Below are 25,903 nucleotides of genomic sequence, written 5' to 3' on the forward strand. Positions count from 1 at the left end.
AACTACGCCACACACAGGACAGGATTGTTTCGCATCGGACACGCGCAGGCAAGCACGATCCTGCGTAGAATTGCGTGACCGCTGCAATCAGCTGTGAATTACTGGAACCCGCGAGAAGGGCGCTTTGTCCCTCAATTTGGATTGTGCTCGGCGAACATCTTGAGGCCGACGAAGCTCGCGTCAGGCTTGATCACCAGCCTGGTCGGGATGTTGCGCAAGTAATCCTGAAAGCGTCCCTTGGCCTCGAAGCGTGCCCGGAATGCGGACGCCGCGAGAAATTCCGGAAAACGCGGCACGATTCCGCCGGCGATATAGACGCCGCCGCGGGCGCCAAAGGTCACTGCGAGATTGCCCGCGACCGAGCCGAGGATGGCGCAAAACATGTCGAGCGTCGCGCGGCTGACGGAGCAATGGCCCTCCAGCGCGGCTTTGGTGATGGCGGCAGGATCGCGATGCGGCACCTGGGCGCCGTCGACCTCCGCCAGGGCCTCGTAGAGGCTTTGCAGGCCGGAACCCGAGAGCGCGCCACGCTCGATGGAGACATGGCCAAGGCGCTTGCGCAGACAAGCGATCACGCGTTCCTCGCGCTCGTTCTCGGCCGGCAGGGTGGCGTGACCGGCCTCGGTCACGACCGCCAGCCGTGCGCCGTGGCGCTCGACCAGACAGGACACGCCAAAACCGGTTCCGGGCCCGATCACCAGCAACGGCTCTCCGGGCAGACCGTCCTGTCCGCCAAGCGGAATCAGGTCGGCAGGCTGCAAGGCGGGTAGGGACCAGGCCATCACTTCGAAATCGTTGAGCACGTGCACGCTGTCAAAGCCGAGCGCAGGTTGCAGCTCGTTGCCATCGATGACCCACGGACTGTTGGTCATGACGCAGCGATTGTTGGTCACGGGGCCCGCCACCGCCAGCACGGCTCTTCGGGGCTGCTCGGCGCCGGACTGGCGTCCGAGAACATCGACGATGGCCTCCCGGACGGTTGGGAAGTCGGCGACCTTCACGTAGTCGATCGGTCCGGCCGGATCGCCGTCGCTGGATTCGGCCTGGCTCAGCGCGAAGCGCGCATTGGTGCCGCCGATATCGGCGAGAAGAATCTGTCCTGTCTTGCCGATCGTCATGACCATATGGCTGCCGCGGCCCTGCCGGCTACGGGAACCCTTCTCCTCCACTCTGTCGACGCAGCCCGCATGGGTGCGGATGCCCGAGAATCCGCCCTTGGGTGCCGCTAGTCAACACGGACCAGGCCAAACCGTTTCATTTCAGGAACGATCGGTCCATTTCTTACAAGCCGCACCGCGCGTACGATGGTTGCGAAGCCGCGCGGGAAGATCGACATTGGAGACGAGCGTCTCGGTGCCTACAGTCCCCGGACGGCTGGAATGAGGCCTTGCATGAAGATCTCCGACCGTGACGTGCTGCTGGCGATTGACGTGCAGAATGACTTCTGCACCGGCGGAGCGCTCGCCGTTCCCGGCGGTGAAAAGGTCGTCCCCGCCATCAACCGAGTCGCCCAAAAATTCGCCAATGTAGTGCTGACCCAGGACTGGCATCCGCGTGATCACGTGTCATTCGCGACGAACCATGCCGGCAAGCAGCCGTTTGAGACCATCGAGCTCGACTACGGCACCCAGGTGCTCTGGCCCTCTCATTGCGTGCAGGGGACGGCGGGGGCTGAATTCCACCGCGAGCTCGACGTTGTCAGGGCGAGCCTGGTGGTACGCAAGGGCTTCCGCCGCGGCATCGATTCCTATTCGGCGCTGTTCGAGAACGACCATAAGACGCCGACCGGACTGCTCGGTTACTTGCGCGAGCGCAAGCTGAAGACCGTTTTCGTCGCTGGTCTCGCGCTGGACTTCTGTGTTCGCTTCTCGGCGGAGGATGCCCGCCAGGCAGGTTTCGAGGTTGCCGTCGTCGAGGATGCCTGTCGCGGCATCGATCTCGACGGCTCCCTGGCCGCGACGCATCGGAGTTTTAGGGATCGCGGCATTTCGGTCGTGAGCCTCGAGGCGTTCCTGTGAGGATATTGAGATAGCCATGGTGGAGAAGACCGGCAAACAGCCACGCGGACCAGGGCATGCGCCGGATGATCCGCTGCTGTGGCCGTTTACGGCGGCGCGGCTCGCCATGGACGCCTGTTTCTGGTGGCTGGAGCGCGGAGCTGCGGAGCAGGGCGAGAGCAGCCTGCCGTGGACGACGCCCAGCACGGTCGCGTTGGAGCTTGTGACGATGCGCCTGCGCGATTTCACGCAGACGCGGTCCGGCCAGCCGGCGCTGGTCTGCGCGCCCTATGCGCTACATCGGGCCTTGATCGCCGACTTTGCGCCCGGCCACAGCGTGGTGCAGTCGCTACAAAATGGCGGCATCGACCGCGTCTATCTCACCGACTGGCGGTCAGCCACGCCGGAGATGCGCTATCTCTCGATCGACAGCTATCTTACCGATCTCAACGTCGCCATTGACGAGATCGGCGCGCCGGTCGATCTCGTCGGGCTGTGCCAGGGCGGTTGGCTGTCGCTGCTCTATGCGGCACGCTTTCCGGCCAAGGTGCGGCGGCTGGTCCTGGTCGGCGCTCCCGTCGATCTATCGATCGACTCGGCGCTGTCGCGGCTCGCCCGCAACGCGCCCGAGCTGGTTTACGACCAGCTCGTCGCACGCGGCGGCGGCAATGTCAGCGGCGAGGAGATGCTGCGCTTCTGGTCCAAATCGCCTGACAGCGACGGTATCGAAGTGGCGTTGCAGAGGGGGCTTTCGGACGAGGAAGGCGCGAGCCTGCTCGCGCGCTTCGATCGCTGGAATACCGAGACGCTCGATTTGCCGGGCACCTATTACCTTGAGATCGTCAACTGGATTTTCCGGGAGAACCGGATTGCCGGCGGACAATTCGTCGCGCTCGGCCGCCCGGTTGATCTGAAGGACGTCAAGGTGCCGGTCTTCTTGCTGGCCGGGCTGGACGACGATGTCGTGCCGGCTGTGCAGGCACTCGCCACCGCGGGTCTCGTCGGCACGCCGCCGGCGTTCATTGCGGCAGCCTCCGAGCCGAGCAATCATCTCGGCCTGTTCATGGGGGCGCGGACCCACGCCCATGCCTGGCCCCGGATCGCCGAGTGGCTGCGCAACGATCTGTCCGGGGTCTTGGCCCGCAGCGCCTGACGTCGCGGGCGCCGGCCGGCCGATATGCAAATCCGTTATGCATGACGGCGGATGGCCTGCACCGGCCCCGGTCGATGGGCTACATATGATGTGGAGCTGACGGCTGCGGCCGGCGGCGCAAGAGATTGCAAGGGATTGAAGGTACAGCGCTCGATGACGTTCCACTCGATCTACGCCCACGGATTTGCGCGCGTGGCGGCCTGCGTCACCACCTCCCACGTGGCCGATCCCTCGACCAATGCGAAGGCCATTCTGGCCGCGGCGAATGCCTGCCACGAACAGTCGGTGGCGGTTGCCGTGTTTCCCGAGCTGTGCCTGTCCGGCTATGCGATCGAGGATCTGGTCAAGCAGGACCCGCTGCTCGATGCGGTCGAGCGCGGGCTTGTGACGATCGTCAAGGCCTCCTCAGCGCTGATGACGGTCCTGATCGTTGGCGCGCCGCTGCGCTTTGGCAATCGCATCTACAATTGCGCCGTCGTCGTTCATCGCGGCAACGTCCTCGGCGTCGTGCCCAAGAGCTACCTGCCGACCTACCGCGAATTCTACGAGGGACGGCATTTCGCCTCCGGCGCCGGCATCGCCGGCGAGACGATCTCCTTTGGCGGGTTGCATGCTCCGTTCGGTGTCGACCTGTTGTTCTCGGCCGAGGACGTCCCGGGCCTCACCATCGGCGTCGAGATCTGCGAGGACATGTGGATCCCGGTGACGCCGGCTTCCGAGCTCGCGCTCGCGGGCGCCAGCGTGCTGATCAATCTCTCGGGCAGCCCGATCACGATCGGCCGGGCGCGCTCGCGCGCGCTGCTGTGCCAATCGACATCGGCGCGCTGCCTCGCAGCCTATGTCTATTCCGCCGCCGGAACAGGGGAATCGACCACCGATCTCGCCTGGGACGGCCAGACCTCGATCCACGAGAACGGCGTGCGGCTGGCCGAGGGCGAGCGGTTCCGCCAGGGCGGCCAGATCACGTATGCCGACATCGATCTCGACCTGCTCAGGCAGGAGCGCACGCTGATGGGCACGTTCGACGACAACCGCCGGCAGCGCGAGGCGTTTTTCCGCAAGGTGACATTCGCGCTGAAGCCGCCGGCCGCCGACATCGGCTTCCTGCGCAAGGTCGAGCGCTTTCCCTTCGTGCCGAGCGACGAGAGCCTGCTCGAGCAGGATTGCTATGAGGCCTACAACATCCAGGTCGCCGGCCTCGTGCAGCGGATGCGCGCCACCGGCACCAAGCGCGTCGTGATCGGCGTCTCGGGCGGGCTCGATTCCACCCATGCATTGATCGTCGCCGCCAAGGCGGTCGATCTGCTCGGCCTGCCGCGCCAAAACATCCTCGCCTTCACCATGCCGGGCTTTGCCACCGGCAGCGAGAGCAAGACCAATGCGCTGGCGTTGATGCAAGCGTTGCAGACGACCTGGCAGGAGCTCGACATCCGCACCACGGCGACGCAGATGCTGAAGGATATCGGCCACCCCTTTGGCAAGGGCGAGAAGGTCTACGACGTCACCTTCGAGAACGTGCAGGCGGGGCTGCGCACCGACTATCTGTTCCGGCTCGCCAACCATCACGGCGGCATCGTCATCGGCACCGGCGATCTCTCCGAGCTCGCGCTCGGCTGGTGCACCTATGGCGTCGGCGACCAGATGGCGCATTACAACGTCAATGCCGGCGTGCCGAAGACGCTGATCCAGCACCTGATCCGCTGGGTGATCTCCTCGAAGCAGTTCAGCGACGACGTCAATCGGACGCTTGGCGCGATCCTGGCTGCCGAAATCTCCCCTGAGCTCGTGCCGGTGCAGCCTGGCGAGAAGCCGCAGAGCACGGAAGCGTCCGTCGGCCCCTACGAGCTGCAGGATTTCAACCTGTTCTACACGCTGCGCTTCGGGATGCGTCCCTCCAAGATCGCCTTCATGGCGCAGCACGCCTGGAAGGACGTCGCCAAGGGTGAATGGCCGCCGGCATTCCCAAGCGACCGGCGCAAGGCCTACGAACTTCCTGAGATCCGGCGCTGGCTCGAGGTGTTCCTGCGCCGCTTCTTCGCTTTCAGCCAGTTCAAGCGCTCGGCCATGCCGAACGGACCGAAGGTCTCGGCCGGCGGCTCATTGTCGCCGCGCGGCGACTGGCGCGCGCCGTCGGACGCGAGCGCGGCGGCATGGCTCGAGGATCTCGAAAGGAACGTGCCGAACTGATCAGTGTAGCGGATCGACATAGGGGAGACGATTGGATGTCGGCCGGAGATGGGGCAAAAGCGGGTGAGGAGGCCAGGGTCATCAACGGCCTCTACATCTTCGACATCGAGATGCGCGACGGCAAGCGCGGCCAGGCCAGGGGCGTGGTCGTGCTCTGCGACGGACGCATCATGGGCGGCGACAGTTATTTCTACTACACCGGCAGCTACACGTACCGGAACGGCAAGTGGCGGGGCGACATGATCGTCAATCAGCACACCGAAGCCGTCGGCAAGACGCTCGCGTTCGGCGGCAGGGAGGTCACTTGCGGTTTCTCGGGCGGCTACTCGGCCGGTGGCGCCGAGGTCGAAGGCATGGCGCTGGTTGGGAAGACCACCGTGACATTCACGGCCCGCCTCACGCTCAAGGAGGCGATGTGAGCCCGGCGTGATCTGCCCGATGGGCTTGCTCCTCGTCCCCACTCAGGAGCATGGACAGAATGTTCGCTGACGATCGAGCCGTAGACCTGCTAATCGCCAGACCGGAAGACGACGCTGAAACGACAACGCGCCGCCCGGTTGAACAGCCGGACGGCGCGAAATCGTGTTCAATCTGAAAAGTTTCGAGGTCCGGAGTGCCTAGGAGTCCGGACCTCGTCACCTTGCCCCAGCCTTCAATCTCCCGCCCATGTGGTCCCCCAACCCCATGTTGCGCGATCAGAGGTGATGCCCGTGGAAGTGGCCGCCGATCGATGTCCGGCGATGTACGCGAACTATGGTTAGGACTCCATTCCGGATCACTACGGACATGAATACGCTTGCCGTGTGTTCGTTCGGCATCGGTGCTGCGATCTTGTTTCCTGAATCCGCAGCGGGCGGCGGCAGGATGTCCACATCTCCTCACGTTGAAGAACCTGCGTTTCACCGGCCTGTCATTGAACTGGTCTAGCGCTGCTTCCGTCATCGCTGACGGCCAAGGAGCAAGCCATGTCGAAGCCGGTGCTGGGCGCCGCATTGTCCATCAAATCGATCCCTGCGCATCGCGACTGGCTTTTGGAACGGCAGCGCGATCTCGAGATCCAGGATTTTTTCCGCGCCGATCTGCTCGATAGTGACTGGCGCACGACCGCCGGCGAGATCAAGCAGATGCTTGCGGGCCATACCGGCCGGCTCGGCATTCACGGCCCGTTCTGGGGCTTCAAGATCGACAGCCACGATCCCATGATCCGTCAGGCCGTGACCAAGCGTCTGCTTCAGGGTCTCGATGCCGCCGAGTTCCTCGGCGCGACCCAGATGGTGATCCATTCGCCGTTCACGACTTGGGACCACAACAATCTCGATCTCTATCCGGACAATCGCGACAATCTGGTCGAGCGCGTCAAGGCGACGCTGGCCGAAGTGATCGCGCGTGCCGAGACCATCGGCTGCGAGATCGCGATCGAGAACATCGAGGACAAGGATCCGCGCGACCGTGTGCGCCTTGCCAAGGCGCTCGAAAGCAGCAAGGTCCGCGTCTCCCTCGACACCGGGCACGCCAACTATGCCCACATCTCCACCGGCGCGCCGCCGGTCGATTACTACGTCGAGACCGCCGGCGACATGCTGACGCATGTGCATCTCCAGGACACCGACGGCTTTGCCGACCGGCACTGGGCGCCGGGCGAAGGCAATATCCCGTGGGTCGCCGTGTTCCGCGCACTGGGACGGCTGACGTCCAACCCGCGGCTGATCCTCGAACTTCGTAACCACGACGACGTCCGCGCTGGCGCAGCCCATCTCGCGGCGCTCGGGCTTGCCGAATAACCGACATCACAAGGGGCAGGGATCACAGTCATGAGCAAGCTCACCCGTCGCACCATCCTGAAATCCGGCGGCGCTGCCGCAAGCGCACTCATTTTGCCGCGGTTTGCGATCGCGCAAGGCGACAACCGTCCGTCGGTGACGATCGCCGTGCAGAAGGTGACGAATGCGAACGTGCTCGACGTGCTGCGCGAGCAATCCAATGTCGGCGAGCGCGTGTTCTTCTCCTCGATCTGGGAAGGTCTGATCTCCAAGAACTGGCGCGGCAATCTCGAGGCCGTGCCGGGACTTGCCACCGAATGGCGCCGCATCGACGACCAGACCGTCGAGGTGAAGCTGCGCCAGGGCGTCAAGTTCCACAATGGCGACGAGCTCACTGCCGAAGATGTCCTCTTCTCCTTCAGCCGTGAGCGCATGTTCGGCGAGACCGAGGCCAAGAGCCGCACCACCATCCAGGCGTTCGAAAAGATCCCGACGCCGCGTCCCGGCAAGGAGCTGCCGCCTGATGTGCCCGCCGTTGCCCGCCGCATCTGGCCGGACCTCGTGCGCGTCGATGCCGTCGACAAGTACACGGTGCGCTTCTACAACGCGACGCCCGACGTCACGATCGAGGGCCGGCTGTCGCGCTACGGCTCCGACATCATGAACCGCCGCGCGTGGGAAGAGTCCGCGAGCTATCTCGACTGGGCGCGCAAACCCGTCACCACAGGTCCCTACAAGGTCGTCGAGCTCAAGCCCGACGTGTCGCTGACGCTCGAAGCCCATGACGAATATTGGGGCGGCCGTCCGCCGCTCAAGCGCATCCGCTTCCTCGAGGTGCCTGAAGTCGCGAGCCGCATCAACGGCCTGCTCTCGGGCGAATACCAGTTCGCCTGCGACATTCCGCCGGACCAGATCGCCGGCATCGAGAAGAATGCGGCGTTCGAGGTGCAGGGCGGCACCATTCTCAATCACCGCCTCACCGTGTTCGACAAGAACCACGCCCAGCTCGCCAATCCGCTCGTCAGGCGCGCCTTCACCCATGCGATCGATCGTCAGGCGATCGTCGACAGTCTTTGGGCGGGCCGCACCCGCGTGCCGAAGGGCCTGCAATGGGAATTCTACGGCGACATGTTCAACGCCGACTGGAGCGTGCCGGCCTATGATCCCAAGCTCGCGCAGGATCTGTTGAAGCAGGCCAATTACAAGGGCGATCCGATCCCGTACCGCCTGCTCAACAATTACTACACCAACCAGGTCGCGACCGCGCAGGTGCTGGTCGAGATGTGGAAGTCGGTCGGCCTCAACGTGCAGATCGAGACCAAGGAGAACTGGTCGCAGATCATGGAGCGCGCGCCGACCCGCGCCGTGCGCGACTGGTCGAACTCGGCCGCCTTCAACGATCCAGTGTCGTCGCTGGTCGCCCAGCACGGGCCGAACGGCCAGCAGCAGCAGATCGGCGAATGGACCAACACCGAGCTGAACAAGCTCTCGGAATTCCTGGAAACGTCGACCGATCGCGCCGCCCGCAAGAAGGCGTTCCGCCGCATGCTGGAGATCGCCGAGCGCGAGGACCCCGCCTATACGGTGCTGCACCAGAATGCGACCTTCACGGCCAAGCCGAAATCGATCAAGTGGAAGGCAGCGCCCGCCTTCGCGATGGATTTCCGCGCCGGCAATTTCGAGGCTTGAGGTGGCGCCGCTGGTCAGCATCCGGGGCCTGCGCGTCGCCTTCAACGGCGTGCAGGTCCTGCGCGGCGTCGACGTCAGCTTGCAGAAGGGCGAGGCGCTCGGCCTCGTCGGCGAGTCCGGATCGGGCAAGTCGGTGACATGGCTTGCCGCCCTGGGCCTGCTGCCGCGCCACGCGCAGGTCACGGGCTCGGTGCTGCTCGACGGCCGTGAGATCCTTGGCGCGCCCGCCGTCGAGCTCGACCATGTCAGAGGCGGGCGGGTCGCCATGATCTTCCAGGATCCGGCGAGTGCGCTCAATCCGGTGCTGACCATCCGCAGGCAGCTCTGCGAAGCGCTGGCGCTGCATCGCGATCTCTCCGGCGAGGCGGTGAAGGCGGAAGCGCGGCGGCTGCTCGATCTCGTCGGCATTCCCGATGCGGCGCGGCGGCTGTCGGCCTATCCGCACGAATTCTCCGGCGGCCAAGTTCAGCGCATCATGATCGCGATGGCGCTCGCCGGAAATCCCGACCTGCTGATCGCGGACGAGCCGACCACCGCGCTCGATGCCACCATCCAGGCCCAGATTCTGGAGCTGCTCTCTACGGTCCGCCGCGAGATCGGCATGGCGATGGTCCTGATCAGCCACGATCTCGGTGTCGTCGCCGAGAATTGCGACCGCGTCGCGGTGATGTATGCCGGCCGCATCGTCGAGGAGGCACCCAGCAATCAGCTCTTCGCCGATCCCGTGCATCCTTACGCGCAGGGCCTGATCGGCGCGCTGCCGCCGCTCGATGGGCCGCGGCGGCGCCTGACGGCCATTCCTGGCACCGTGCCGGATCCCGCGCGGATGCCTGACGGTTGCGCCTTCGCGCCACGCTGCACGCTGGCGGCCGAGCCCTGCGGGCTTGCTTCGCCGAGCTTGGCGCCGATCGCGGATGATCGCGCTGTCGCCTGCATCCGCGCCGAGGCTTCGCGCCGCGCGTTGCTCGGGATCGCGGCCGAATGAGCGCGCCGCTCGTCGAGGTGTCCGCGATCGCGCGCAGCTACGCGATGCGCTCCGGGATGTTCGGCCGAGCTACGGCCGTGCATGCGGTCGATGGCGTGTCGCTGACCATTCCCAAGGGCGAGACGTTGGGCCTCGTCGGCGAGTCCGGCTCGGGCAAATCGACCACGGGCCGCATCGTGCTCGGCCTCGAGCCGCCCGACAGCGGCGAGGTGCGGTTCGACGGCAAGCCGATGGCCGCGCCGGGAACGGCCGCATGGCGCGCGCAGCGGGCACGCATGCAGATGATCTTCCAGGATCCGCTGGGCGCGTTGGACAGGCGGCTGCCGGTCGCCACCCAAATCCGCGAGCCCCTGGACATCCACGATCTCGGCACGCCCGCCGAGCGCGAAGATCGCGTCCGCGAGCTGCTGGGCGCGGTCGAGCTGACGCCGGCCCACGGCGCGCGCTATCCCGGCGCGCTGTCCGGCGGCCAGCGCCAGCGCATCGTGCTGGCACGGGCGCTGGCGACGAAGCCTGATTTCCTGGTCTGCGACGAGCCGGTCAGCGCGCTCGACGTCTCGATCCAGGCGCAGGTGGTGAACCTGCTCGCCGATCTCCAGGCGCAGCTGTCGCTGACGCTGCTGTTCATCAGCCACGATCTGCGCGTCGTCAGGCAGATCAGCAATGTCGTCGCCGTGATGTATCTCGGCCGCATCGTCGAGATCGGCAGCGCCGATGATCTGTTTGCGCGGCCCGAGCATCCGTATACGCAGGCCCTGGTCTCGGCCTCGCCCGCACCGGGCCGCCGCAGTGCCAGCCGCATCGTGCTGGCAGGCGATCCACCCAATCCGGCTGCGCGTCCTCAAGGCTGCGCCTTCCACCCGCGCTGCCCGCGCGCGATCGCGCGCTGTGCGAGCGAGGTGCCGGTGCTCTCAGCCATCGGCGGCAACAGGCAGGTCGCCTGTCATCTGGTCACGGGCGCCGAGACGCGGGACGCGGCGTGATGGGACGCTATTTCGCCATTCGCATTGGACGCGCGGCGCTCACCATTGTGCTCGTCGTCACCTTCGCCTTCGTCGTGCTGCGTCTCTCGGGCGATCCCGGGCTGATGATCTTGGGACCTGAGGCACCGCCGGAGGTGCTCGCGGCGTTCCGCAAGGCCTGGGGCCTCGATGATCCCATCTGGTTTCAATATCTCGATTATTTCGGCGCCATCGCCAAGGGCGAGCTCGGCCGCTCGATGCGCGACGGGCGGCCGGCGATCGAGCTGGTGCTGGAGCGGATCCCGGCGACGCTGGCGCTGACGCTGCCGGCCTTTGCCTTCAAGGTGGCGCTCGGCATTCCCGCCGGCATCTACGCCGCGCTGCATCGGGGCTCGGCGATCGACCGCGCCGTGATGATGACGGCGGTCGCGGGCTTCACCGTCCCGAGTTTCGTGCTCGCGCTGGTGCTGGTTCTGGTCTTCGCCGTGCAGCTTGGCTGGCTGCCGTCGGGCGGGCAGGACAGCTGGCGCCACGCGATCCTGCCCATTGCGACGCTCGGCCTTGGCGGCGCCGCCGTGCTGGCGCGCTTCACCCGCAGCGCCATGCTGGAGGTGCTGGGCCAGCCCTATATCCGCACCGCCTCGGCCAAGGGCGTGCCATGGCGCAAGGTGGTGACGTCGCATGCACTGCCGAACGCGGCGATTCCGACCGTGACCATTTTGGGCTTCATGGTGGGCACGCTGATCGCCGGTGCGGTCGTGGTGGAGAGCGTGTTTGCCTGGCCGGGAGTAGGGCGCCTGCTCGTCGTCGCCGTCGCCAACCGCGACCTCGCCGTCGTGCAATGCATCCTGCTGCTGGTCGCCGTGACCATGGTCACGTCCAACCTGATCGTCGACTTCCTCTACGGCTTCCTCGACCCGCGGCTGCGCGCCAAAGGAGCGCATGCATGACCGACGCGACGCTGAAGGACACCGAAGCGTTTTCAAGCGAAGTGGATACCGGTTCGCGTGAAGAAAACGCGTCAAAACCAGAATCTAGAGCCCCGTTCCGATTTCATCGGAACGGAAAGGGCTCTAGCGTCCGCCGCCGCATCAGCCTGCCGGCGATCCCGGTCTCGGTTGCGCTCGCGATCATCTGGATCATCGCCATGCTGGTGATCGCCGCCTTCGCCGAGAAGATCGCACCCTACGGCTTCACCCAGCTTGATCTGCGCAATCGCCTGGCCGCGCCCGGCAATGCCGCGCATTGGCTCGGCACCGACGAGCTCGGCCGCGACGTGCTGTCGCGCCTGCTCGTCTCGATCCGCATTTCGCTGCTGATCGCGTTCGGCGCGACCGCGATCTCGGCCGTGGTCGGCACCACGCTCGGCTTCCTGGCCGCGCATTTCCGCGGGGCCGTCGAACAGCTCGTGCTGATGCTGACCGACTTCCAGGCCAGCATGCCCTTCCTGATCATGGCGCTCGCAGTGCTCGCCTTCTTCGGCAACTCGCTGCCTCTGCTCATCGGCTTGATGGGCTTGTTCGGCTGGGAGCGTTACGCCCGCATCGCGCGGGGATTGGCCATCTCGGCCAATGCGCAAGGCTATGCCGCCGCGGTCCGCCAGTTGGGTGCGACGCCGTCGCGGATCTACCTTCGGCATATCCTGCCCAACATCGCCTCGACCCTGATCGTCTCGACCACGCTGGTTTTCCCCGAGGTGATCCTGATGGAGTCCGGCCTGTCGTTCCTTGGCCTCGGCGTGCAGCCGCCGATGACCAGCCTCGGCAACATGGTCGGCTACGGCCGGGAATACCTGACCCGGGCGCCCTGGATCATGCTGGCGCCGGCCACCACGATCGTGGTCACGACGCTGGCGGTCTCCGTGATCGGCGACTGGCTGCGCGACCGGCTCGATCCGACCCTGCAATAGGGGGAGGGCTCCCGTAGCCCGGATGGAGCGCAGCGAAATCCGGGACAGCCCTAACCGCGGTAGACACCTGCCCCGGATTGCGCTGCGCTCCATCCGGGCTACGAAGAGGCCGCGTCCGGAGCAGGGGAGCCCTGTCCGGACCAAGTTCCCGTTGCACCTCGCCAGCCCGTGCGCTATCCGGCCGGAAAGGCCTGAGGCGGCTTCCATTTTTCCGCCCGGCCCAAGCCAACCCGAGGACGGAAACCGCCATGCCAGCCTATCGCTCCCGCACCACCACCCACGGCCGCAACATGGCGGGTGCCCGCGGCCTCTGGCGCGCGACGGGCATGAAGGACGCCGATTTCGGCAAGCCGATCATCGCGGTCGTCAACTCCTTCACCCAGTTCGTGCCCGGCCACGTCCATCTGAAGGATCTCGGCCAACTCGTGGCCCGCGAGATCGAGCAGGCCGGCGGCGTCGCCAAGGAGTTCAACACCATCGCGGTCGATGACGGCATCGCCATGGGCCATGACGGCATGCTCTACAGCTTGCCGTCGCGCGAGCTGATCGCCGACAGCGTCGAGTACATGGCCAACGCGCACTGCGCCGACGGCCTCGTCTGCATCTCCAACTGCGACAAGATCACGCCCGGCATGCTGATGGCGGCGTTGCGGCTCAACATCCCCGCCGTGTTCATCTCGGGCGGACCGATGGAGGCCGGCAAGGTCAAGCTCGAGGGCAAGACCAAGGCCGTCGACCTCATCGACGCCATGGTGGCCGCGGCCGACTCCAAGGTCAGCGACGACGACGTCAAGGTGATCGAGCGCTCGGCGTGCCCGACCTGCGGCTCCTGCTCGGGCATGTTCACCGCCAACTCCATGAACTGCCTCACCGAGGCGCTTGGCCTGGCGCTGCCCGGCAACGGCTCGGTGGTGGCGACCCATGCCGACCGCAAGCGCCTGTTCGTCGAGTCCGGCCACACCATCGTCGATCTCGTCCGCCGCTATTACGAGCAGGACGACGCCAGCGTGCTGCCGCGCAACATCGCCAACGTCAAGGCGTTCGAGAACGCCATGACGCTCGACATCGCCATGGGCGGCTCGACCAATACCGTGCTGCATCTGCTGGCCGCCGCCCATGAAGGGCAGGTCGAGTTCACCATGCGCGACATCGACCGGCTCTCGCGCCGTGTGCCCGTGCTGTGCAAGGTCGCACCATCCGTCGCCGACGTGCATGTCGAGGATGTGCACCGCGCCGGCGGCATCATGGGCATTTTGGGCGAGCTCGACCGCGCCGGCCTGATCGACACCTCGGTCTCGACCGTGCATGCGCCGACTATGGGCGATGCGCTGGAGCGCTGGGACATCAAGCGCTCCAAGAGCGAGACAGTGCGCACCTTCTATCGCGCCTCGCCCGGCGGCATCCCGACCCAGGTCGCCTTCAGCCAGGAGCGCCGTTATGACGAGCTCGATGCCGATCGCGAGAAAGGCGTCGTGCGCGATCTCGAGCATGCCTTCAGCAAGGACGGCGGTCTCGCCGTGCTCTACGGCAACCTCGCGCAGGACGGCTGCATCGTGAAGACCGCGGGCGTCGATGCTTCGATCCTGAAATTCTCCGGCCCCGCGCGCGTGTTCGAAAGCCAGGACGCGGCGGTCGAAGGCATTCTGGGCGGCAAGGTCGTTGCCGGCGAGATCGTGGTCATCATCTACGAAGGTCCGCGCGGCGGCCCCGGCATGCAGGAGATGCTGTATCCGACCAGCTATCTGAAATCGATGGGCCTCGGCAAAGCCTGCGCGCTCGTCACCGACGGCCGTTTTTCCGGCGGCTCGTCCGGCCTATCGATCGGCCATCTGTCGCCCGAAGCGGCCGAAGGCGGCAACATTGGTCTCGTGCGCACCGGCGACCGCATCGCCATCGACATCCCGAACCGCAGCATCAGCCTCGAGGTCTCCGACGAGGAGCTCGCCAAGCGCCGCGCCGCGGAGGAGGCGAAGGGCGATGCCGCCTGGCAGCCGCAGAGCCGCAAGCGCAACGTCTCGACCGCGCTGCAGGCTTACGCCGCGCTCACCACCAGCGCGGCGCGCGGCGCGGTGCGCGAGGTGAAGCGTCGCCCGAGATAGGCGCCTGATCGGCGCGCCACAGGCTAAATCGATCCCTCCGGGACGGCTCGCGGTCTCCGCGCGAGCGCCGTCGCATGACAGAACCGTGGAGCCCGGGCAGAGGTCCGTAAAGAAACGGCCCCCGCGTCCTGGGGTGTGGGCTATTGGGGGTGGACGCGGGAGCCGTTTGCGAGGTGGTTGCCCGACGTGCGGGCTCGCCCGCCAGGCGCAATCAATTTAGTGGATTTCACCGCGCTTTGCTATTTAATTTTATTTATTTCCGTTTTTTGTGATTTAATCAGAAAGTGGTCCTAGGCAAAATACCTGGAATCCATTTTTCCGAATCCGGTCAGGGGCAAATCGCCTTATCCCGATCTGTCCGCAACTGTTCGGATTGCCAGTAGCGGAGTAAGCCATGAGTCCTTCTCCATCGCTCGTGCCGCACATTACGACCGACCGGGACGTTTATCTCGTGCTCGATGACTTCGGCCGGCGACTGGGCCGCGCTTGGTGTGAGACGGCCGAGGAGGACGCCAATCGCGCGACCCTGCTCAGACATCTCGTCGAAGGGCAATATCTCCATCCCGCACGTATCGTGGCCTTCAATACCGCGGAGGGATGGTCGCGCGATGCCACCGCGGAAATCGCCGACGAGCTGCGCCGCCGCTTTGTCGAATTCGAGGAGACCGATCCCTCGCTGCTGGAGTTTTTGGAAAGAGCAGTGAGGCGCTAAAGCTCAACCCGTCGGAGGCGGTTGAACGCTTTCGGAACGGCGCTCGAACGGAGCACCCGCGGCGGTGTCCTATCGCCGGCGCAGCGATCACGCTCTCGCATGTCATGCGGACTCCGGAGCCAATGCGCATCGCGCGTTAATGCGCGTGGTCAACGAGTTCTTACTGCTCGGCCGTGATCGGCCGTTCGCATTAAGGATGCGCCGACGAAGTTCGGCACCCCAGGATTTTGCCGCGTATACTGCGTTCGACCTTAGCAAGATCCATTTCGGGCAACTGGGGCAACCACCGCAATGTCTCGTACTCTCGCCGTCGTTTTCTCCACCGCCGTCGCCGCGATTGCCATGACGGGGGCAGCCTCCGCCGGCTGCTACAATTGCTACGCGCCGCCGCCGTGCACGACCTGCTATCAGCAGCAATACGTCGCGCCGCAGTACCGCACCGTCGACGAGACCGTGATGGTGTCTCCCGGCTCCGTGGTCGCGCACCGCACGCCGGCGCAGTACCGCACCGTGATGGTGCCGCAGACCGTGATGGTGGCCCCGCCCAGCGTCCAGTACGAGCGCATCCCCCCGCAATACGCCACGCGCCAGCGTGTCGAGATGGTCTCGCCGGGCTATTCCTATTACGCGCCGGTGCAGATGGGCTGCGCATCCTGCGGGTATTGAGCCGACGCAGTAAGAACAATTTGGCGCGGCGCTCCTTTACGGGGCGCCGCTTTCTTTTGCGCGCCAGCAAACGAGGCCCGGACATGGAGACGAATCCAACCGGGCCTCGCAACCAGCGACGCCCTGGGAGATGTCGCCAGTATCCGGGATTGCTGAGGGTTCGGCGGCGGTGGGCGGCCGAGCGGTGTTGTCCAAGCTAGAGGAACAGGCTGACGCTCGCCTGACAGATCAGGGCAGCAGAAGAGTGTGGGGCAGGGCGCCAACTTCGCGTTGCCTTGCGCGGTCGACTGCGTTAAGCGACACCCATTCCGGGCTTGGAAGGGTGGCCGAGTGGTTTAAGGCACCGGTCTTGAAAACCGGCGTGCCCGCAAGGGTACCGTGGGTTCGAATCCCACCCCTTCCGCCAGTACATTGTTCGCCACTGTTCGCGAGCGTTCGGAATTCACAGTAAAATCAAAGGATTACTTCGAAAAAGCTGGGAGGCGCTGGCGCAGCAATATCAGACGTTACCGCCAAATAGCCTTGCCGCGAACAGCTCGAGCCAAACCAATCCCAGCCACGCGCTCAGCTTCTGGAGAAAATTCTTAATCTCTGCAGGCTGACCAAGGTTGGCAGTACCGACTACACGATGGGTAATAAGGATCGTGTCGTTGGCGTTCAGGAAGTGCGAACCCGATGTTCGCGGTGAACCTGGCCGGCACGGCCTACGATCCTGCCACTGTGGAAGTCGCATGTTTCGGCACGCAGTAATGTGGACCTGCGCGGCGACGGCTACCGCTCAATAGTCGTCGCGGTAATAGCGGTGTCGCCACCGTGGGCGGTACTCTTCCCTGTAGTATCGGCGCGGCTCGTAGTAGGCGCGGGGTTGGCGTGCGGCTTGATACTCCGGCGGAATGACGCCGTTCGGATAACATCGTCCGTAGATGTCGGTATCGTACCCGTAGCTGCATGGCCCTTCACGGACCTGAACCAAGTTGGGCGTTTCGGTCTGGGCTACTGCGGGTGTCCCGAGCTGGAGCGCAAGGACTGCAGCAGCTGCTGCGCTGGTCAATGGCATTTTCAGTTCCTCCCATTGGGTTTGTAGGAACTAAACGCCACAAGCCCCCGCGGTTTCCCCGGAAGAAAATGAATTTCATAACCGGCCGCGCGCGGCATTCATCGTCTATTCATCTACGGCGCCAGCGATGGCGCACCGCACGGTTTTAGCGCTTTGGGGCTGGCTTCTCTCGATTGAGATCAGCCCTGGTGAACCTCGCCTCATCCATTCGCAAAGTTCGCGCGGACGCGTCCTTGAGCTTGCTTATCTCGTCGATCGAGAGCTTTGCTACTTCGTCCTCAACCTTCTTTCGTAGCTCGGCTACTCGAGTATCAAGGTGGTTTGCTGCGGTCTGCATAAAAGCTCGGAGGACGTCGTCGTCGGATTTATTCTGACCGCGGTAAATCGCCATTAGGTGGCCGACTCCCCGCTGTCCATCCTTCAAGACCACGCCGACGACGCATTGCCGCTGCGCGCCGAACTTATGACCAGCATAGGCGTCGCGCGTGTCCTTAAACCACTGAAAAGAGGACAGGCCGTTTGGGTCGCCGCCATATATTTCGTCGGCCGAAAGTCGTTTTGTCAAAGCAACCAACGAACTGGATGATCGCATCACGGAACAGGCTTGCCGCAATTAGGCGTTCCTCGGGATCTGATGAAGACGCAAACCGACGCTGCCAACACTCCATTGTGGCAAGGGCGCGTTGCATGTCGTTTTGGAGTAACAAGTTCTCCGCGTACTCTTTCGCCAGTGGTGTCTCCAGCGCTTTGAGCGTGCTTTGGTCGATTTCCATGCTCCATTGTTGATGGCCGCCGTCTTCCGGCTCGGCGACAATGGAGTGTTCCTTGTTTGTCATGTCGTTCGGTCGCAGCCTCTCGAAAATCTGGTTCGTCTCAACCTCGGACAACCTGAGGCAAGAGCAGGGGCAGTCAATAGAGGTTGGTCGAAAATCAGTAGCCGTAAGGCCCGCGCAAACTCGAGCCGATCCACCCAGCCGCGCCGTAGAACAAACCGTATTGAAGCCAAAACCACAGGTAGTAACCGAGGCCGAGAAGCCCTTTGCGGAAGCCGCCCCACTCTGACCAAAGCGTATTGTCTTTCAGGAATGTGTTAACGTCTTCCGTTGCTGCGCGAGTGCCTTCTTGCGAGATCTGTTCAAACTCAATGGGCTGTCGATCGCGAACGCGGTTCAACAGTTTCTCCATGATAAACCTGTCAGAGAGTGTGCTGTGCCACTGTTGGTTTGCGGCGGCCGAAGTAGTCGCAATGACCACCTCTGCTATATTCCAGGATACCACATCGATTAAAAAAAACCAGCGTTGCCAGGATAGTGCCAGTCTTCTCATCCCGCTGAGCGAAGGCGGCAATAGCCACAAAGAAAAACACGGTCCATCGGAAGGCACCGATGGCCCAAGCTCTATGAAGCGCAACTGGGGTGACGCTCACTTTACCACCTGCACTGTCGCGGACGCTATCGACCAGCCGCCTAGCTCAACGCACAGCGCTGCAATCAGAAAAATATGCATAAGCCTCCCCCAAATCTTACAGTCATCCAACGGCAACCGCAGCGGGAGGGCAAGGGATGAGGCTGGAAGGCGGGTAAGATTATTTTTTCAGAATAAGCCCCATTGCGCGCGCCATTCGCCTCACGGATCCGGTGTGCCGACCAAGCGCCGCCGCTATCTCCGACACGACACGACGACGTACCAGCCACGCAAGCCGCTTCCGCTCAGCCTCAGTCCATTCCTTTGGCTTCGACGATCTCATTTCGAAATGATCGAATGAGCTCGACGCGCGCGATATTGGGAAATTTACGGGTGGGCGAGTGACGCAAGCGCGCCGAAGCGCCCGGATGGAATCGACGCAAATTCAGCAGGGGGCGAGCGCAGGGGATATAGCTAATGCAGCACGCGGCCGGTCTCGGCGAGCCGGACCTTCTCTCGGAGCTCCTCGAGCTCCTGAAGCATTTTCAGGAGATCGGGCAGAAGGTGCGCCCGCTTCAAAACTCGGGTCGTTTGTCCCATCGCTATACGCCTCCATGGCACGCTGACGCCGAGCCACATCAAGGCGCACACACGCAAATTTTCCCCTGCAAGGGAATGGACAATCTTAACCAAATCATGATGGGATGATCGCGGAGCCTAGGAAACTCCCGAAGCGGTCCCTTGCTGCCACATCCAAACAGGATTTGCCGACATCAATTCCAATGACACGCTTGCCGCTCATACCGACCTCCCTCATCCTAGTCGGGTCCGGAGCGAGCACTGGATTGCAAGCGGGCGATTAGCCCTCTCTACCGTTCGTGCCCGGACCCAGAGCGCCGGCGGGCCTCCAGATCTGCACGATCGTCAAGATCTTCCAGGACCGCGAGGTCCCGCCGGCGTCCGATCTTCCATCAGGAAGACGCCAGCAACATGCAATCCAGGAGTGTTCTTTGCCGGATGACGAGCAGGGGTCTCGCGGGCTCGAGCTCGCTGTGTTCGCCGTAGCTCAGCTGACCATCATGACGAAGGCCTTCCGCAAGCACTACGAGGCTGCTTATCGCGGTCAGGAGGGGCCGGAATGAAGCGCCAGCGCCGATCGCACAGGAAGCGCAACCGGCAGCGGCTGGCTGCGCACGCCCGTCGGCTGAGGCGGTGAACACGAGGCCCGCCGGTTCGCGCTGGCGGGCCTCTGTGCTAGCAATTGGCGTGCCCTGCCGATCGTGCGGAACGTCGCGGCACCGGCCGCTGGGGCTGTTCCAGAGCGGCTCCTGCGGTCGTTTGTTCTGTGCTGTCCAGAAGTGTCCTAATTTCTGGAAGGAACGAATGTTTTCTCTGGCACTTAAGGGGCTGATAGCCGAACGACGGTGCAACCGTTGCTGAGGCTATGGGCCCGGCCTCCTAGGCACACCGGGCCCGCTTTGCTTAAGGCCGCCTCAGTTAGCACCGCTCCCTTGATCTAGCTCAAGCGGTACCCGCCTGTACGGCGCTCCATATAGGGACAAGCCCGAATCCGAAAAACAACCCCAGGGTAAGGAAGCCAAGCCGTCGCGCCTGGACGAGGCGCGCCGGATCGTCGAGGAATACGCCACCAACCTCCGAGAGCTCATCAGAAAGCTACGTCAGAAGATGAACTAGGGTCTCGCTTCGGTCCCGCGTTTTCTTTCGTGATAGGCTCCGCTCAAGGAGTCGGACTCATGGTCAAGCACGAGCCGGAGATCAGGCGGGCAAAGGCCAAGCTCTACGTGGAGGCGTGCAACAGGGCTATACATGATGCGCCTTGGACCGCGGGAAGAACGAACACGATCGACAGTGGGGGGATCTATCGGGCACTGGAACTCGCCGAACAGGCGTACGAAGCCCATGATCTTCCGTACGAGGGCGGACTCTCCAAGATGTCGAAATATCCTCCTGGACGCTTCAGGTGGGTTTGGGACGATACCGGGAGCGCCGATGAGTGCGTGAAGGTGCTCGACACCAAAACGGGCCGCTCAGTGGTCTGGCCCTACTTTTAAGCTGCTCACCTTCGCCGGCCGGCGCCGGCCACAACTCCCAGAAACACGACTATCAGCACGATCCAGCCGACCGCCGACACTGCATCCATGATCCGCCCCCCTTGCGCTGAGGGCAGGATAAGAATCACGCATTCGCAGGTTTGTCCAAGCTACGGTTTCAGGCCCTCACCGTGGCTAAGACCGTAGATTGCTCGCGACGCAGGGCGAAAAGCCATGTGATATCAAGAGGGTTGACAAGACACCTCTTCCGCCAGAATTCAACAAAATCAATTACTTAGATGCGATTTCGGATGGGGTGTGCGTCCAATTCAGTACACAATGCGGCTTCGTTGCCGCGGTCAGCTGAGCTCGATATTGAGGGCGCAATCGCCGACTAGCTGAAGTGACTGTTGACCTGTCGAGGGCGCCGCGATGCTCGTGATCGGTGGCAACTCCAAGCGAGGCGGCTCGGCGTGCCTTAGCTGCGTTCCGCGGACGATTGATCATCCCAGAGCAGTTCACCGCACCGGCATTTGTACACCCGGATGAAGCGGGCTGCCTTCATGTCCCACAGCTTCTCCGCCAGACTGAGTGGTTCGCCGCATTTGGGGCAGCGGAATAGGGTGGGGTTCGGGGGCGTGGCTGGAAGCATAGGCACGTCTCTTCTTTCAGAAGACGCGAAAGCCCCGCGAGCGTTCCTGGGATAGGGGGTGCCTCCACTCACCGCAGTCCGCTGCGCGTACCCCCGCGGAGTTCAGCCACGGTTGTGGTGTCAGCGGCCGCCACTCACTCGCTCCGGCTTGTATCGCGTTGTCTACTTAGGCGCATTTGCACCAACTTCGCAGTCGACCGGGCTGCTTGATCCGCAAAGACATCAGTCAATCGACCTCTCCAGCTTCTGGGCTGCCCGGAAGTCGTCCAGGTGCTGCAGGTTCGGGCCGTACGCGGCCTCCTTGGTGAGCAGGTGGTAGATCCGGGCCACCACCAATTGGAGATGTTTCATTCGTCCGCGGGGCATCGCCCGGGCCTTGCAAAGGGCTCGGACCGCGTGCGCTCGGAAATAGTCAAAAGCATCGGACATCAAAAATTCAACGTCTCGCCCAGAGATTGGTTCTTACCCCTCGTTTCCAGGAACACCAGTCAACCAAGCTGTCTGTAGAGTCAGACCGCTCGACGGTCAGGACAAACGAGAGCGCATCCGGAACGCTATCGAATTTGAAAAATTAGCCCGGCAGGAAGCTTCACGGCGAGCACGCATGTTCTTCTTTTTCTCGAACCGGCTGGGGTGTCTCGGCTCGCTGCTGATCTCCGGCTTTGTCACTGTCGCGCTGCTCTTCGTGTTCGGGATACTCCGGTTCTGACCCCAGGCGCGTGATGCCAACAGATCACCTGCGTCTTTGTAACCCTGTGCCCAGAGGACGTGGAACCCCCTAAGCATTCAGGACGTTGAGCCGCGAATGCGATTGGCGAGGTCCATCTGCTTCAGAGTTCATCGACCCTGATCCCCGGAGACACCGTCTGGAGGCGGTGCGAAGCGCGGCGCGTGACGGTTCTGAACGATGCTGCCGCGTTTTTCGCGGCGCTGCGGGAAGCGCTGCTGGAGGCGCAAGAACAGGTCTACATCATCGGATGGGACATCCATAGTGCAACCAGGCTGGTCGGAGCTTCCGGACGAGCGGATGATGGCTTGCCGGAACAGCTTGGCCCATTGCTACGCGCGCTCGTTCAACGCCGCCCGACCTTGCGGATCGACATCCTTGTCTGGGACTTTGTCTCCTTTTACGCCTCGGAAAGAGAATGGAATTCCGCGGCAAAATTTACTGCCGAAACATCTGGCCGCGTCCGGTTTTGTCTCGATTGCACGCTTCCGTTTGGTTCGGCCCAACACCAGAAGATGGTCTGTATCGACGGTTCACTGGCGTTCGTTGGCGGGCTCGATCTGACGATCAGGCGCTGGGACACCAGTGATCATCGGGCCGCGCATCCATTGCGCTGCGACCCTGAGGGCAAGCCATACCCTCCCTTTCATGATGTTCAATGCATGGTCGACGGGGATGCCGCGGCGTGGCTGTTCGACCTCGCGGAGGAACGCTGGCGTGCTTCAGGTCAACAGACCCATCACCGGCGCCGGCTAGGGAAGATGCGGTGGCCGGCCAATGTGCCGGTGGAGGCCGAGCACTTGCCGGTTGGTATCGCCAGGACCGAGGTCGTCTGTCCTGCAGGCTCGACCATCAAGGAGGTCGAGCGCTCATTGACTGCAGCGATCCGGTCGGCGACCAGCTTCGTTTATATCGAAAACCAGTTTACCAGCGCGACCAAGATCGCGCGTGAATTGGCGCTGCAGATGCTTCGCGTGCCTTCGCTTCGGGTTCTGGTCGTCACTCCCAAACTGCATTCATCGTGGTTGGAATCCCAAGCCATGCAAAATGGCCGTGGTGCGTTCATCGACTGCTTCAGTGAGGCTGGAGTCGCAGATCGCGCCCGCTTCGTCTACCCGATCTCACGCAGCGGGGATACCGAAGCTGCCGTGATGGTGCACAGCAAGCTCATGATCGTCGATAACAGGATCTTGAGGGTCGGCTCGGCTAACCTGAACAATCGCTCGATGGGCGCCGATAGCGAATGTGACCTGATCTTTGAAGCGGCATCCGGTCAGCATCGGAATTTCATCGCTTCGGTCCGCCGTCGCCTGATCGCGCATTTCTGCGGTCTCGACGAACTGACCATAACGCAAAACGAGGATCGTCTGTTTGCGCTCCTGGACGACGTGTCGAGAGCTGATGGGGCGAAGACGCTGCGGGAAGTGGAGTCCTCGGTCCTGACCAGTACGCTGGCCACAATGGTTCAGCCGGTGGCAGACCCGGAGCGGCCGCTTCATCTGGAGCGGGCGGCATCTCGCATGTGGAGCACGAAGACCCTAATGGGGATCGCGTCGATAACGGTGGCGCTATTTGGGCTGACGATGGCTTGGTCGTACACGCCTTTGAGCGATTTTACCGACGCGCCTCATATTTCGGCGTATCTGTCTGCCTACTCGCAGTCCATATGGGGGCCACTATTCGCTATCGCAGCTTTCGTCGCTGGCGGGCTGGTCGTGTTTCCGGTTCTCGTGCTCATTGCAGCAACTGCTGCCGCACTTGGGCCCTGGCTAGGCTTCATCACCGCAATGGCGGGCGTCTTGCTCAGCGCCTTCATCCTTTTTGCGATCGGGCGGGGACTCGGCCGACAACGCCTCCAGCAGTTGCTCGGCCGACGTGCAGCGCGCATCCAGGAACGCGTTGTGGGCAAGGGGATTCTAGCCGTCGTCGTCATCCGGATGATTCCGATCGCACCGTTCTCGGTGGTGAATGTCGTGGCTGGTGCGAGCACGCTGCCTCTACGTGACTTCATGGTTGGAACTCTGCTGGGCATGATGCCCGGTATTCTCGCCATGGCAGTTCTGGGGGCTCAGATCGCAGACTTCGCCAGGAATGCGTCCTGGAGCAACATATTGCTGTTGGCTCTGGCGTTCTTGGGCTGGCTGGGGATCTGCGCGGGCGCACAATTCGTCGCGACCTGGCTCGCCGGGAGGCGCTGATGGCGGCGATGCGCTTCATGACATGGAATGTGCATGGCACGTTCAATCTCAATCCGAAGTTCGATTTGGAGGGTGTTTGCTCGATCGTTCGCAAGTGGGCCCCTGATGTCGTCGCGCTTCAGGAGGTGGATTCGCGATCGCGGTCAGACGATCCATTTGCGAAGTTGGCGAGTGTTGTCGGCGATCACGGGGTTCACGCCAAGTCGATTGTCGCCGAGGATGGCGACTATGGTCAGATGCTCCTGAGCCGCTTTCCGTTCTCTGGCGTGCCCGAGATCCTCGATGTGTCCTATCGAGAGCGGGAGCCACGCAGGGCGATTGCCACGGGACTGCTGACACCGGTCGGCGATGTGCGCGTGGTGGCCACTCATCTCGGCTTGAGTATCCACGAGCGCTATGCGCAAGCTCAGGCCCTGGTAAGCCTGGTGCGAGCTGGAAGGACCGTCGTCCTCGGCGATTTCAATGACTGGTTTTGGGTGAAATCTGTGCGGCGCGTGCTCGCGCAGGTCTGCCCCAACCGTACGCGCTTGCGGACTTTCCCGGCGCGTTTGCCCGTTCTCCGCCTTGATAGGATCTATGCCACGCCCGATAGCCGGTTTGGGAGAATTTGGACCGACGGAGAGGCAACGGCCTATTCAGACCATTTGCCCGTGATTGCGGAAATCGAGATCTAGGATTGTCTGCCGACGCGAGATGATCTTCGTGGAGGCCCATCACCTCACTAACGATTTTCCGAAGATGGCAGAATGCCATGCCACTGTTTTGCCCGACGGGTCAACCGGCTTTTGCGCGAATGCAAAAGTCGTTGTGCCAACAAGACTTAGCTACTGTGCATGGGGTTGTTTTCGCCAACTTTGGTGGTCAGCGCCTATGCTTCAGCTCGACCATGCGGAACTTTTTCCTCGCCGCCACGTTGTGTCGCCATGACTGAAGAGCTTTCCTTCCGACGCAAACCCCTGACCCCCGAGCAGCGCCAGGCGCGCGATGCGGCGCGCCGGATCGAGGCCGAAAAGGCCATGCGCGATCATGAAGAGGCGCAGAAGGCGTTTTACGCCAACAAGGAGCGGCTGAAAGCCGAACGCCTCGCGCGTGAGGCGGCCGCGGCGAAGGGCTGACCAAACGCGGTCGGCGCTGACAATCTCCTAGATCGATCTTTCGACTGACGCCGGCACGTCATGCCGATTGGGTGTTCCCGTCGCGCTCAAGAACCAGCTTGAGTGCGCCCGGTCGCCCACCTATCGGCGGGCTTGACGGCGTTTGCGTTTCGGGAGGAAGCTTCGAATGATCCTCAACTGACGTGAATGACGGAGACGTTCGCTCCCAGCCAGTCCGACCCCTTCAGCGAAAGCGAGAATGGAGCTGACCATGACCACGTTCGACAAGCGCGAGCAGGGCTTTGAAGCAAAGTTCGTCCACGACGAGGAGCTGATGTTCAAGGCGACGGCCCGGTCCAACAGGCTGCTCGGGCTCTGGGCCGCAAGCCAGCTCGGCCTCAGCGCCGAGGAGGCGGCAAACTACGCAACGGCGCTGGTCACGGACAATCTGGAGAGGCAGACGATCGACGACGTCGTGAGCAAGGTGTCGGACGATCTCGCCGCCAAGGGTGTGGCGCGCGAGCAGGTCGCGCAGAAGCTTCTGGAGTACCTGCGCCAGGTCATGCAACAGCTCGAAGCCGACAAATAGCAAGTTCGGTCG

Annotated in this window: 24 protein-coding genes and 1 tRNA gene; 20 read left to right on the forward strand and 5 right to left on the reverse strand. The window is 63.2% G+C overall.

Annotated elements, in window-relative coordinates; genetic code table 11:
• Positions 1 to 131 precede the first annotated feature (131 nt).
• Positions 132 to 1,118: a glucokinase gene (gene glk, locus AAE027_RS06095; RefSeq protein WP_370987478.1), complete on the reverse strand. Its 987-nt coding sequence runs from the start codon at positions 1,116 to 1,118 to the stop codon at positions 132 to 134.
• A 261-nt stretch (positions 1,119 to 1,379) separates the two neighbouring features.
• On the opposite strand from glk, the gene pncA reads away from it, so the two are divergent.
• The 14 genes from pncA (at position 1,380) to AAE027_RS06165 (ending at position 16,525) form a co-directional block, all read left to right on the forward strand.
• Positions 1,380 to 2,018, forward strand: a complete 639-nt coding sequence (gene pncA / locus AAE027_RS06100; RefSeq protein ID WP_091894567.1) for a bifunctional nicotinamidase/pyrazinamidase — start codon at positions 1,380 to 1,382, stop codon at positions 2,016 to 2,018.
• A gap of 16 nt (positions 2,019 to 2,034) precedes the next feature.
• On the forward strand, positions 2,035 to 3,150 hold the full coding sequence (locus tag AAE027_RS06105) for an alpha/beta fold hydrolase (protein ID WP_370987296.1): 1,116 nt from the start codon (positions 2,035 to 2,037) through the stop codon (positions 3,148 to 3,150).
• 153 nt (positions 3,151 to 3,303) lie between these two features.
• Positions 3,304 to 5,337 (forward strand): NAD(+) synthase, encoded by a 2,034-nt coding sequence (locus AAE027_RS06110; protein ID WP_370987479.1) that lies wholly within the window; start codon positions 3,304 to 3,306, stop codon positions 5,335 to 5,337.
• 35 nt (positions 5,338 to 5,372) lie between these two features.
• On the forward strand, positions 5,373 to 5,756 hold the full coding sequence (locus tag AAE027_RS06115) for a GrlR family regulatory protein (RefSeq protein WP_176945926.1): 384 nt from the start codon (positions 5,373 to 5,375) through the stop codon (positions 5,754 to 5,756).
• A 546-nt stretch (positions 5,757 to 6,302) separates the two neighbouring features.
• Positions 6,303 to 7,118, forward strand: a complete 816-nt coding sequence (locus AAE027_RS06120; protein ID WP_370987297.1) for a sugar phosphate isomerase/epimerase family protein — start codon at positions 6,303 to 6,305, stop codon at positions 7,116 to 7,118.
• A 30-nt stretch (positions 7,119 to 7,148) separates the two neighbouring features.
• Entirely contained in the window at positions 7,149 to 8,786 is a 1,638-nt protein-coding gene (locus AAE027_RS06125) for an ABC transporter substrate-binding protein (protein ID WP_370987298.1), read from the forward strand.
• A 1-nt stretch (position 8,787) separates the two neighbouring features.
• Positions 8,788 to 9,771: an ABC transporter ATP-binding protein gene (locus AAE027_RS06130; protein WP_370987300.1), complete on the forward strand. Its 984-nt coding sequence runs from the start codon at positions 8,788 to 8,790 to the stop codon at positions 9,769 to 9,771.
• On the forward strand, positions 9,768 to 10,754 hold the full coding sequence (locus tag AAE027_RS06135; RefSeq protein WP_370987301.1) for an ABC transporter ATP-binding protein: 987 nt from the start codon (positions 9,768 to 9,770) through the stop codon (positions 10,752 to 10,754). The genes AAE027_RS06130 and AAE027_RS06135 overlap by 4 nt, the downstream gene beginning before the upstream one ends.
• Positions 10,754 to 11,683: an ABC transporter permease gene (locus AAE027_RS06140; protein ID WP_370987302.1), complete on the forward strand. Its 930-nt coding sequence runs from the start codon at positions 10,754 to 10,756 to the stop codon at positions 11,681 to 11,683. The genes AAE027_RS06135 and AAE027_RS06140 overlap by 1 nt, the downstream gene beginning before the upstream one ends.
• A complete protein-coding gene (locus AAE027_RS06145) occupies positions 11,680 to 12,642 on the forward strand; it encodes an ABC transporter permease (protein ID WP_370987303.1) in 963 nt (320 codons plus the stop codon). The genes AAE027_RS06140 and AAE027_RS06145 overlap by 4 nt, the downstream gene beginning before the upstream one ends.
• A 248-nt stretch (positions 12,643 to 12,890) precedes the next feature.
• Positions 12,891 to 14,741, forward strand: a complete 1,851-nt coding sequence (ilvD, locus tag AAE027_RS06150; RefSeq protein WP_370987304.1) for a dihydroxy-acid dehydratase — start codon at positions 12,891 to 12,893, stop codon at positions 14,739 to 14,741.
• A gap of 394 nt (positions 14,742 to 15,135) precedes the next feature.
• Positions 15,136 to 15,453 carry a hypothetical protein gene (locus AAE027_RS06155; protein WP_091895569.1) on the forward strand — a complete coding sequence of 106 codons (318 nt, stop codon included), beginning with the start codon at positions 15,136 to 15,138 and terminating at the stop codon, positions 15,451 to 15,453.
• A gap of 342 nt (positions 15,454 to 15,795) precedes the next feature.
• Positions 15,796 to 16,119 (forward strand): hypothetical protein, encoded by a 324-nt coding sequence (locus tag AAE027_RS06160; RefSeq protein ID WP_091895582.1) that lies wholly within the window; start codon positions 15,796 to 15,798, stop codon positions 16,117 to 16,119.
• A 316-nt stretch (positions 16,120 to 16,435) separates the two neighbouring features.
• Positions 16,436 to 16,525 (forward strand) — tRNA-Ser (locus AAE027_RS06165).
• 1,142 nt (positions 16,526 to 17,667) lie between these two features.
• On the opposite strand, the gene AAE027_RS06170 is transcribed toward AAE027_RS06165, so the two are convergent.
• The 3 genes from AAE027_RS06170 to AAE027_RS06180 all read right to left on the reverse strand — a co-directional run bounded on the left by AAE027_RS06170 (position 17,668) and on the right by AAE027_RS06180 (position 19,180).
• Positions 17,668 to 18,012 carry a hypothetical protein gene (locus AAE027_RS06170; protein WP_370987305.1) on the reverse strand — a complete coding sequence of 115 codons (345 nt, stop codon included), beginning with the start codon at positions 18,010 to 18,012 and terminating at the stop codon, positions 17,668 to 17,670.
• Between the two features lie 94 nt (positions 18,013 to 18,106).
• Positions 18,107 to 18,361 (reverse strand): hypothetical protein, encoded by a 255-nt coding sequence (locus AAE027_RS06175; RefSeq protein WP_370987306.1) that lies wholly within the window; start codon positions 18,359 to 18,361, stop codon positions 18,107 to 18,109.
• 693 nt (positions 18,362 to 19,054) lie between these two features.
• Positions 19,055 to 19,180 (reverse strand): hypothetical protein, encoded by a 126-nt coding sequence (locus tag AAE027_RS06180; RefSeq protein WP_370987307.1) that lies wholly within the window; start codon positions 19,178 to 19,180, stop codon positions 19,055 to 19,057.
• A gap of 410 nt (positions 19,181 to 19,590) precedes the next feature.
• Between AAE027_RS06180 and AAE027_RS06185 the strand changes: the two genes are divergently transcribed.
• Both AAE027_RS06185 and AAE027_RS06190 read left to right on the forward strand, forming a co-directional pair.
• Positions 19,591 to 19,722, forward strand: a complete 132-nt coding sequence (locus AAE027_RS06185; protein ID WP_370987308.1) for a hypothetical protein — start codon at positions 19,591 to 19,593, stop codon at positions 19,720 to 19,722.
• Positions 19,723 to 20,334: 612 nt separating this feature from the next.
• Positions 20,335 to 20,652: a hypothetical protein gene (locus tag AAE027_RS06190; protein WP_370987309.1), complete on the forward strand. Its 318-nt coding sequence runs from the start codon at positions 20,335 to 20,337 to the stop codon at positions 20,650 to 20,652.
• Between the two features lie 853 nt (positions 20,653 to 21,505).
• On the opposite strand, the gene AAE027_RS06195 is transcribed toward AAE027_RS06190, so the two are convergent.
• The gene (locus tag AAE027_RS06195; protein ID WP_130216847.1) at positions 21,506 to 21,712 is read right to left on the reverse strand and encodes a hypothetical protein; all 207 of its coding nucleotides are present in this window, start codon (positions 21,710 to 21,712) and stop codon (positions 21,506 to 21,508) included.
• A 462-nt stretch (positions 21,713 to 22,174) separates the two neighbouring features.
• Between AAE027_RS06195 and AAE027_RS06200 the strand changes: the two genes are divergently transcribed.
• The 4 genes from AAE027_RS06200 (at position 22,175) to AAE027_RS06215 (ending at position 25,891) form a co-directional block, all read left to right on the forward strand.
• Positions 22,175 to 24,208, forward strand: coding sequence for a VTT domain-containing protein (locus tag AAE027_RS06200; protein ID WP_370987310.1), 2,034 nt, complete (start codon positions 22,175 to 22,177; stop codon positions 24,206 to 24,208).
• The gene (locus AAE027_RS06205; protein WP_370987311.1) at positions 24,208 to 24,882 is read left to right on the forward strand and encodes an endonuclease/exonuclease/phosphatase family protein; all 675 of its coding nucleotides are present in this window, start codon (positions 24,208 to 24,210) and stop codon (positions 24,880 to 24,882) included. Before AAE027_RS06200 ends, AAE027_RS06205 begins: the two co-directional genes overlap by 1 nt.
• Before the next feature lie 249 nt (positions 24,883 to 25,131).
• On the forward strand, positions 25,132 to 25,323 hold the full coding sequence (locus tag AAE027_RS06210) for a hypothetical protein (RefSeq protein ID WP_370987312.1): 192 nt from the start codon (positions 25,132 to 25,134) through the stop codon (positions 25,321 to 25,323).
• Positions 25,324 to 25,573: 250 nt separating this feature from the next.
• Positions 25,574 to 25,891 (forward strand): DUF1476 domain-containing protein, encoded by a 318-nt coding sequence (locus AAE027_RS06215; protein WP_370987313.1) that lies wholly within the window; start codon positions 25,574 to 25,576, stop codon positions 25,889 to 25,891.
• The last annotated feature ends 12 nt before the right edge of the window (positions 25,892 to 25,903 follow it).

It is taken from the genome of Bradyrhizobium sp. DN3 (genome assembly GCF_041357655.1).
Taxonomy (GTDB): Bacteria; Pseudomonadota; Alphaproteobacteria; order Rhizobiales; family Xanthobacteraceae; genus Bradyrhizobium.

Bases quoted from the DNA above. Each gene is read 5' to 3' on its own strand.
- AAE027_RS06195 (WP_130216847.1), bottom strand. From the start codon at position 21,712: ATGTCCGATGCTTTTGACTATTTCCGAGCGCACGCGGTCCGAGCCCTT.
- AAE027_RS06215 (WP_370987313.1), top strand. From the start codon at position 25,574: ATGACCACGTTCGACAAGCGCGAGCAGGGCTTTGAAGCAAAGTTCGTC.
- AAE027_RS06170 (WP_370987305.1), bottom strand. From the start codon at position 18,012: ATGACAAACAAGGAACACTCCATTGTCGCCGAGCCGGAAGACGGCGGC.
- glk (WP_370987478.1), bottom strand. From the start codon at position 1,118: ATGACGATCGGCAAGACAGGACAGATTCTTCTCGCCGATATCGGCGGC.
- AAE027_RS06190 (WP_370987309.1), top strand. From the start codon at position 20,335: ATGGTCAAGCACGAGCCGGAGATCAGGCGGGCAAAGGCCAAGCTCTAC.
- ilvD (WP_370987304.1), top strand. From the start codon at position 12,891: ATGCCAGCCTATCGCTCCCGCACCACCACCCACGGCCGCAACATGGCG.
- AAE027_RS06125 (WP_370987298.1), top strand. From the start codon at position 7,149: ATGAGCAAGCTCACCCGTCGCACCATCCTGAAATCCGGCGGCGCTGCC.
- AAE027_RS06160 (WP_091895582.1), top strand. From the start codon at position 15,796: ATGACGGGGGCAGCCTCCGCCGGCTGCTACAATTGCTACGCGCCGCCG.
- AAE027_RS06145 (WP_370987303.1), top strand. From the start codon at position 11,680: ATGACCGACGCGACGCTGAAGGACACCGAAGCGTTTTCAAGCGAAGTG.
- AAE027_RS06110 (WP_370987479.1), top strand. From the start codon at position 3,304: ATGACGTTCCACTCGATCTACGCCCACGGATTTGCGCGCGTGGCGGCC.
- AAE027_RS06205 (WP_370987311.1), top strand. From the start codon at position 24,208: ATGGCGGCGATGCGCTTCATGACATGGAATGTGCATGGCACGTTCAAT.
- AAE027_RS06175 (WP_370987306.1), bottom strand. From the start codon at position 18,361: ATGGAGAAACTGTTGAACCGCGTTCGCGATCGACAGCCCATTGAGTTT.
- AAE027_RS06135 (WP_370987301.1), top strand. From the start codon at position 9,768: ATGAGCGCGCCGCTCGTCGAGGTGTCCGCGATCGCGCGCAGCTACGCG.
- pncA (WP_091894567.1), top strand. From the start codon at position 1,380: ATGAGGCCTTGCATGAAGATCTCCGACCGTGACGTGCTGCTGGCGATT.
- AAE027_RS06155 (WP_091895569.1), top strand. From the start codon at position 15,136: ATGAGTCCTTCTCCATCGCTCGTGCCGCACATTACGACCGACCGGGAC.
- AAE027_RS06115 (WP_176945926.1), top strand. From the start codon at position 5,373: ATGTCGGCCGGAGATGGGGCAAAAGCGGGTGAGGAGGCCAGGGTCATC.
- AAE027_RS06210 (WP_370987312.1), top strand. From the start codon at position 25,132: ATGACTGAAGAGCTTTCCTTCCGACGCAAACCCCTGACCCCCGAGCAG.
- AAE027_RS06105 (WP_370987296.1), top strand. From the start codon at position 2,035: ATGGTGGAGAAGACCGGCAAACAGCCACGCGGACCAGGGCATGCGCCG.
- AAE027_RS06140 (WP_370987302.1), top strand. From the start codon at position 10,754: ATGGGACGCTATTTCGCCATTCGCATTGGACGCGCGGCGCTCACCATT.
- AAE027_RS06120 (WP_370987297.1), top strand. From the start codon at position 6,303: ATGTCGAAGCCGGTGCTGGGCGCCGCATTGTCCATCAAATCGATCCCT.
- AAE027_RS06180 (WP_370987307.1), bottom strand. From the start codon at position 19,180: ATGGGACAAACGACCCGAGTTTTGAAGCGGGCGCACCTTCTGCCCGAT.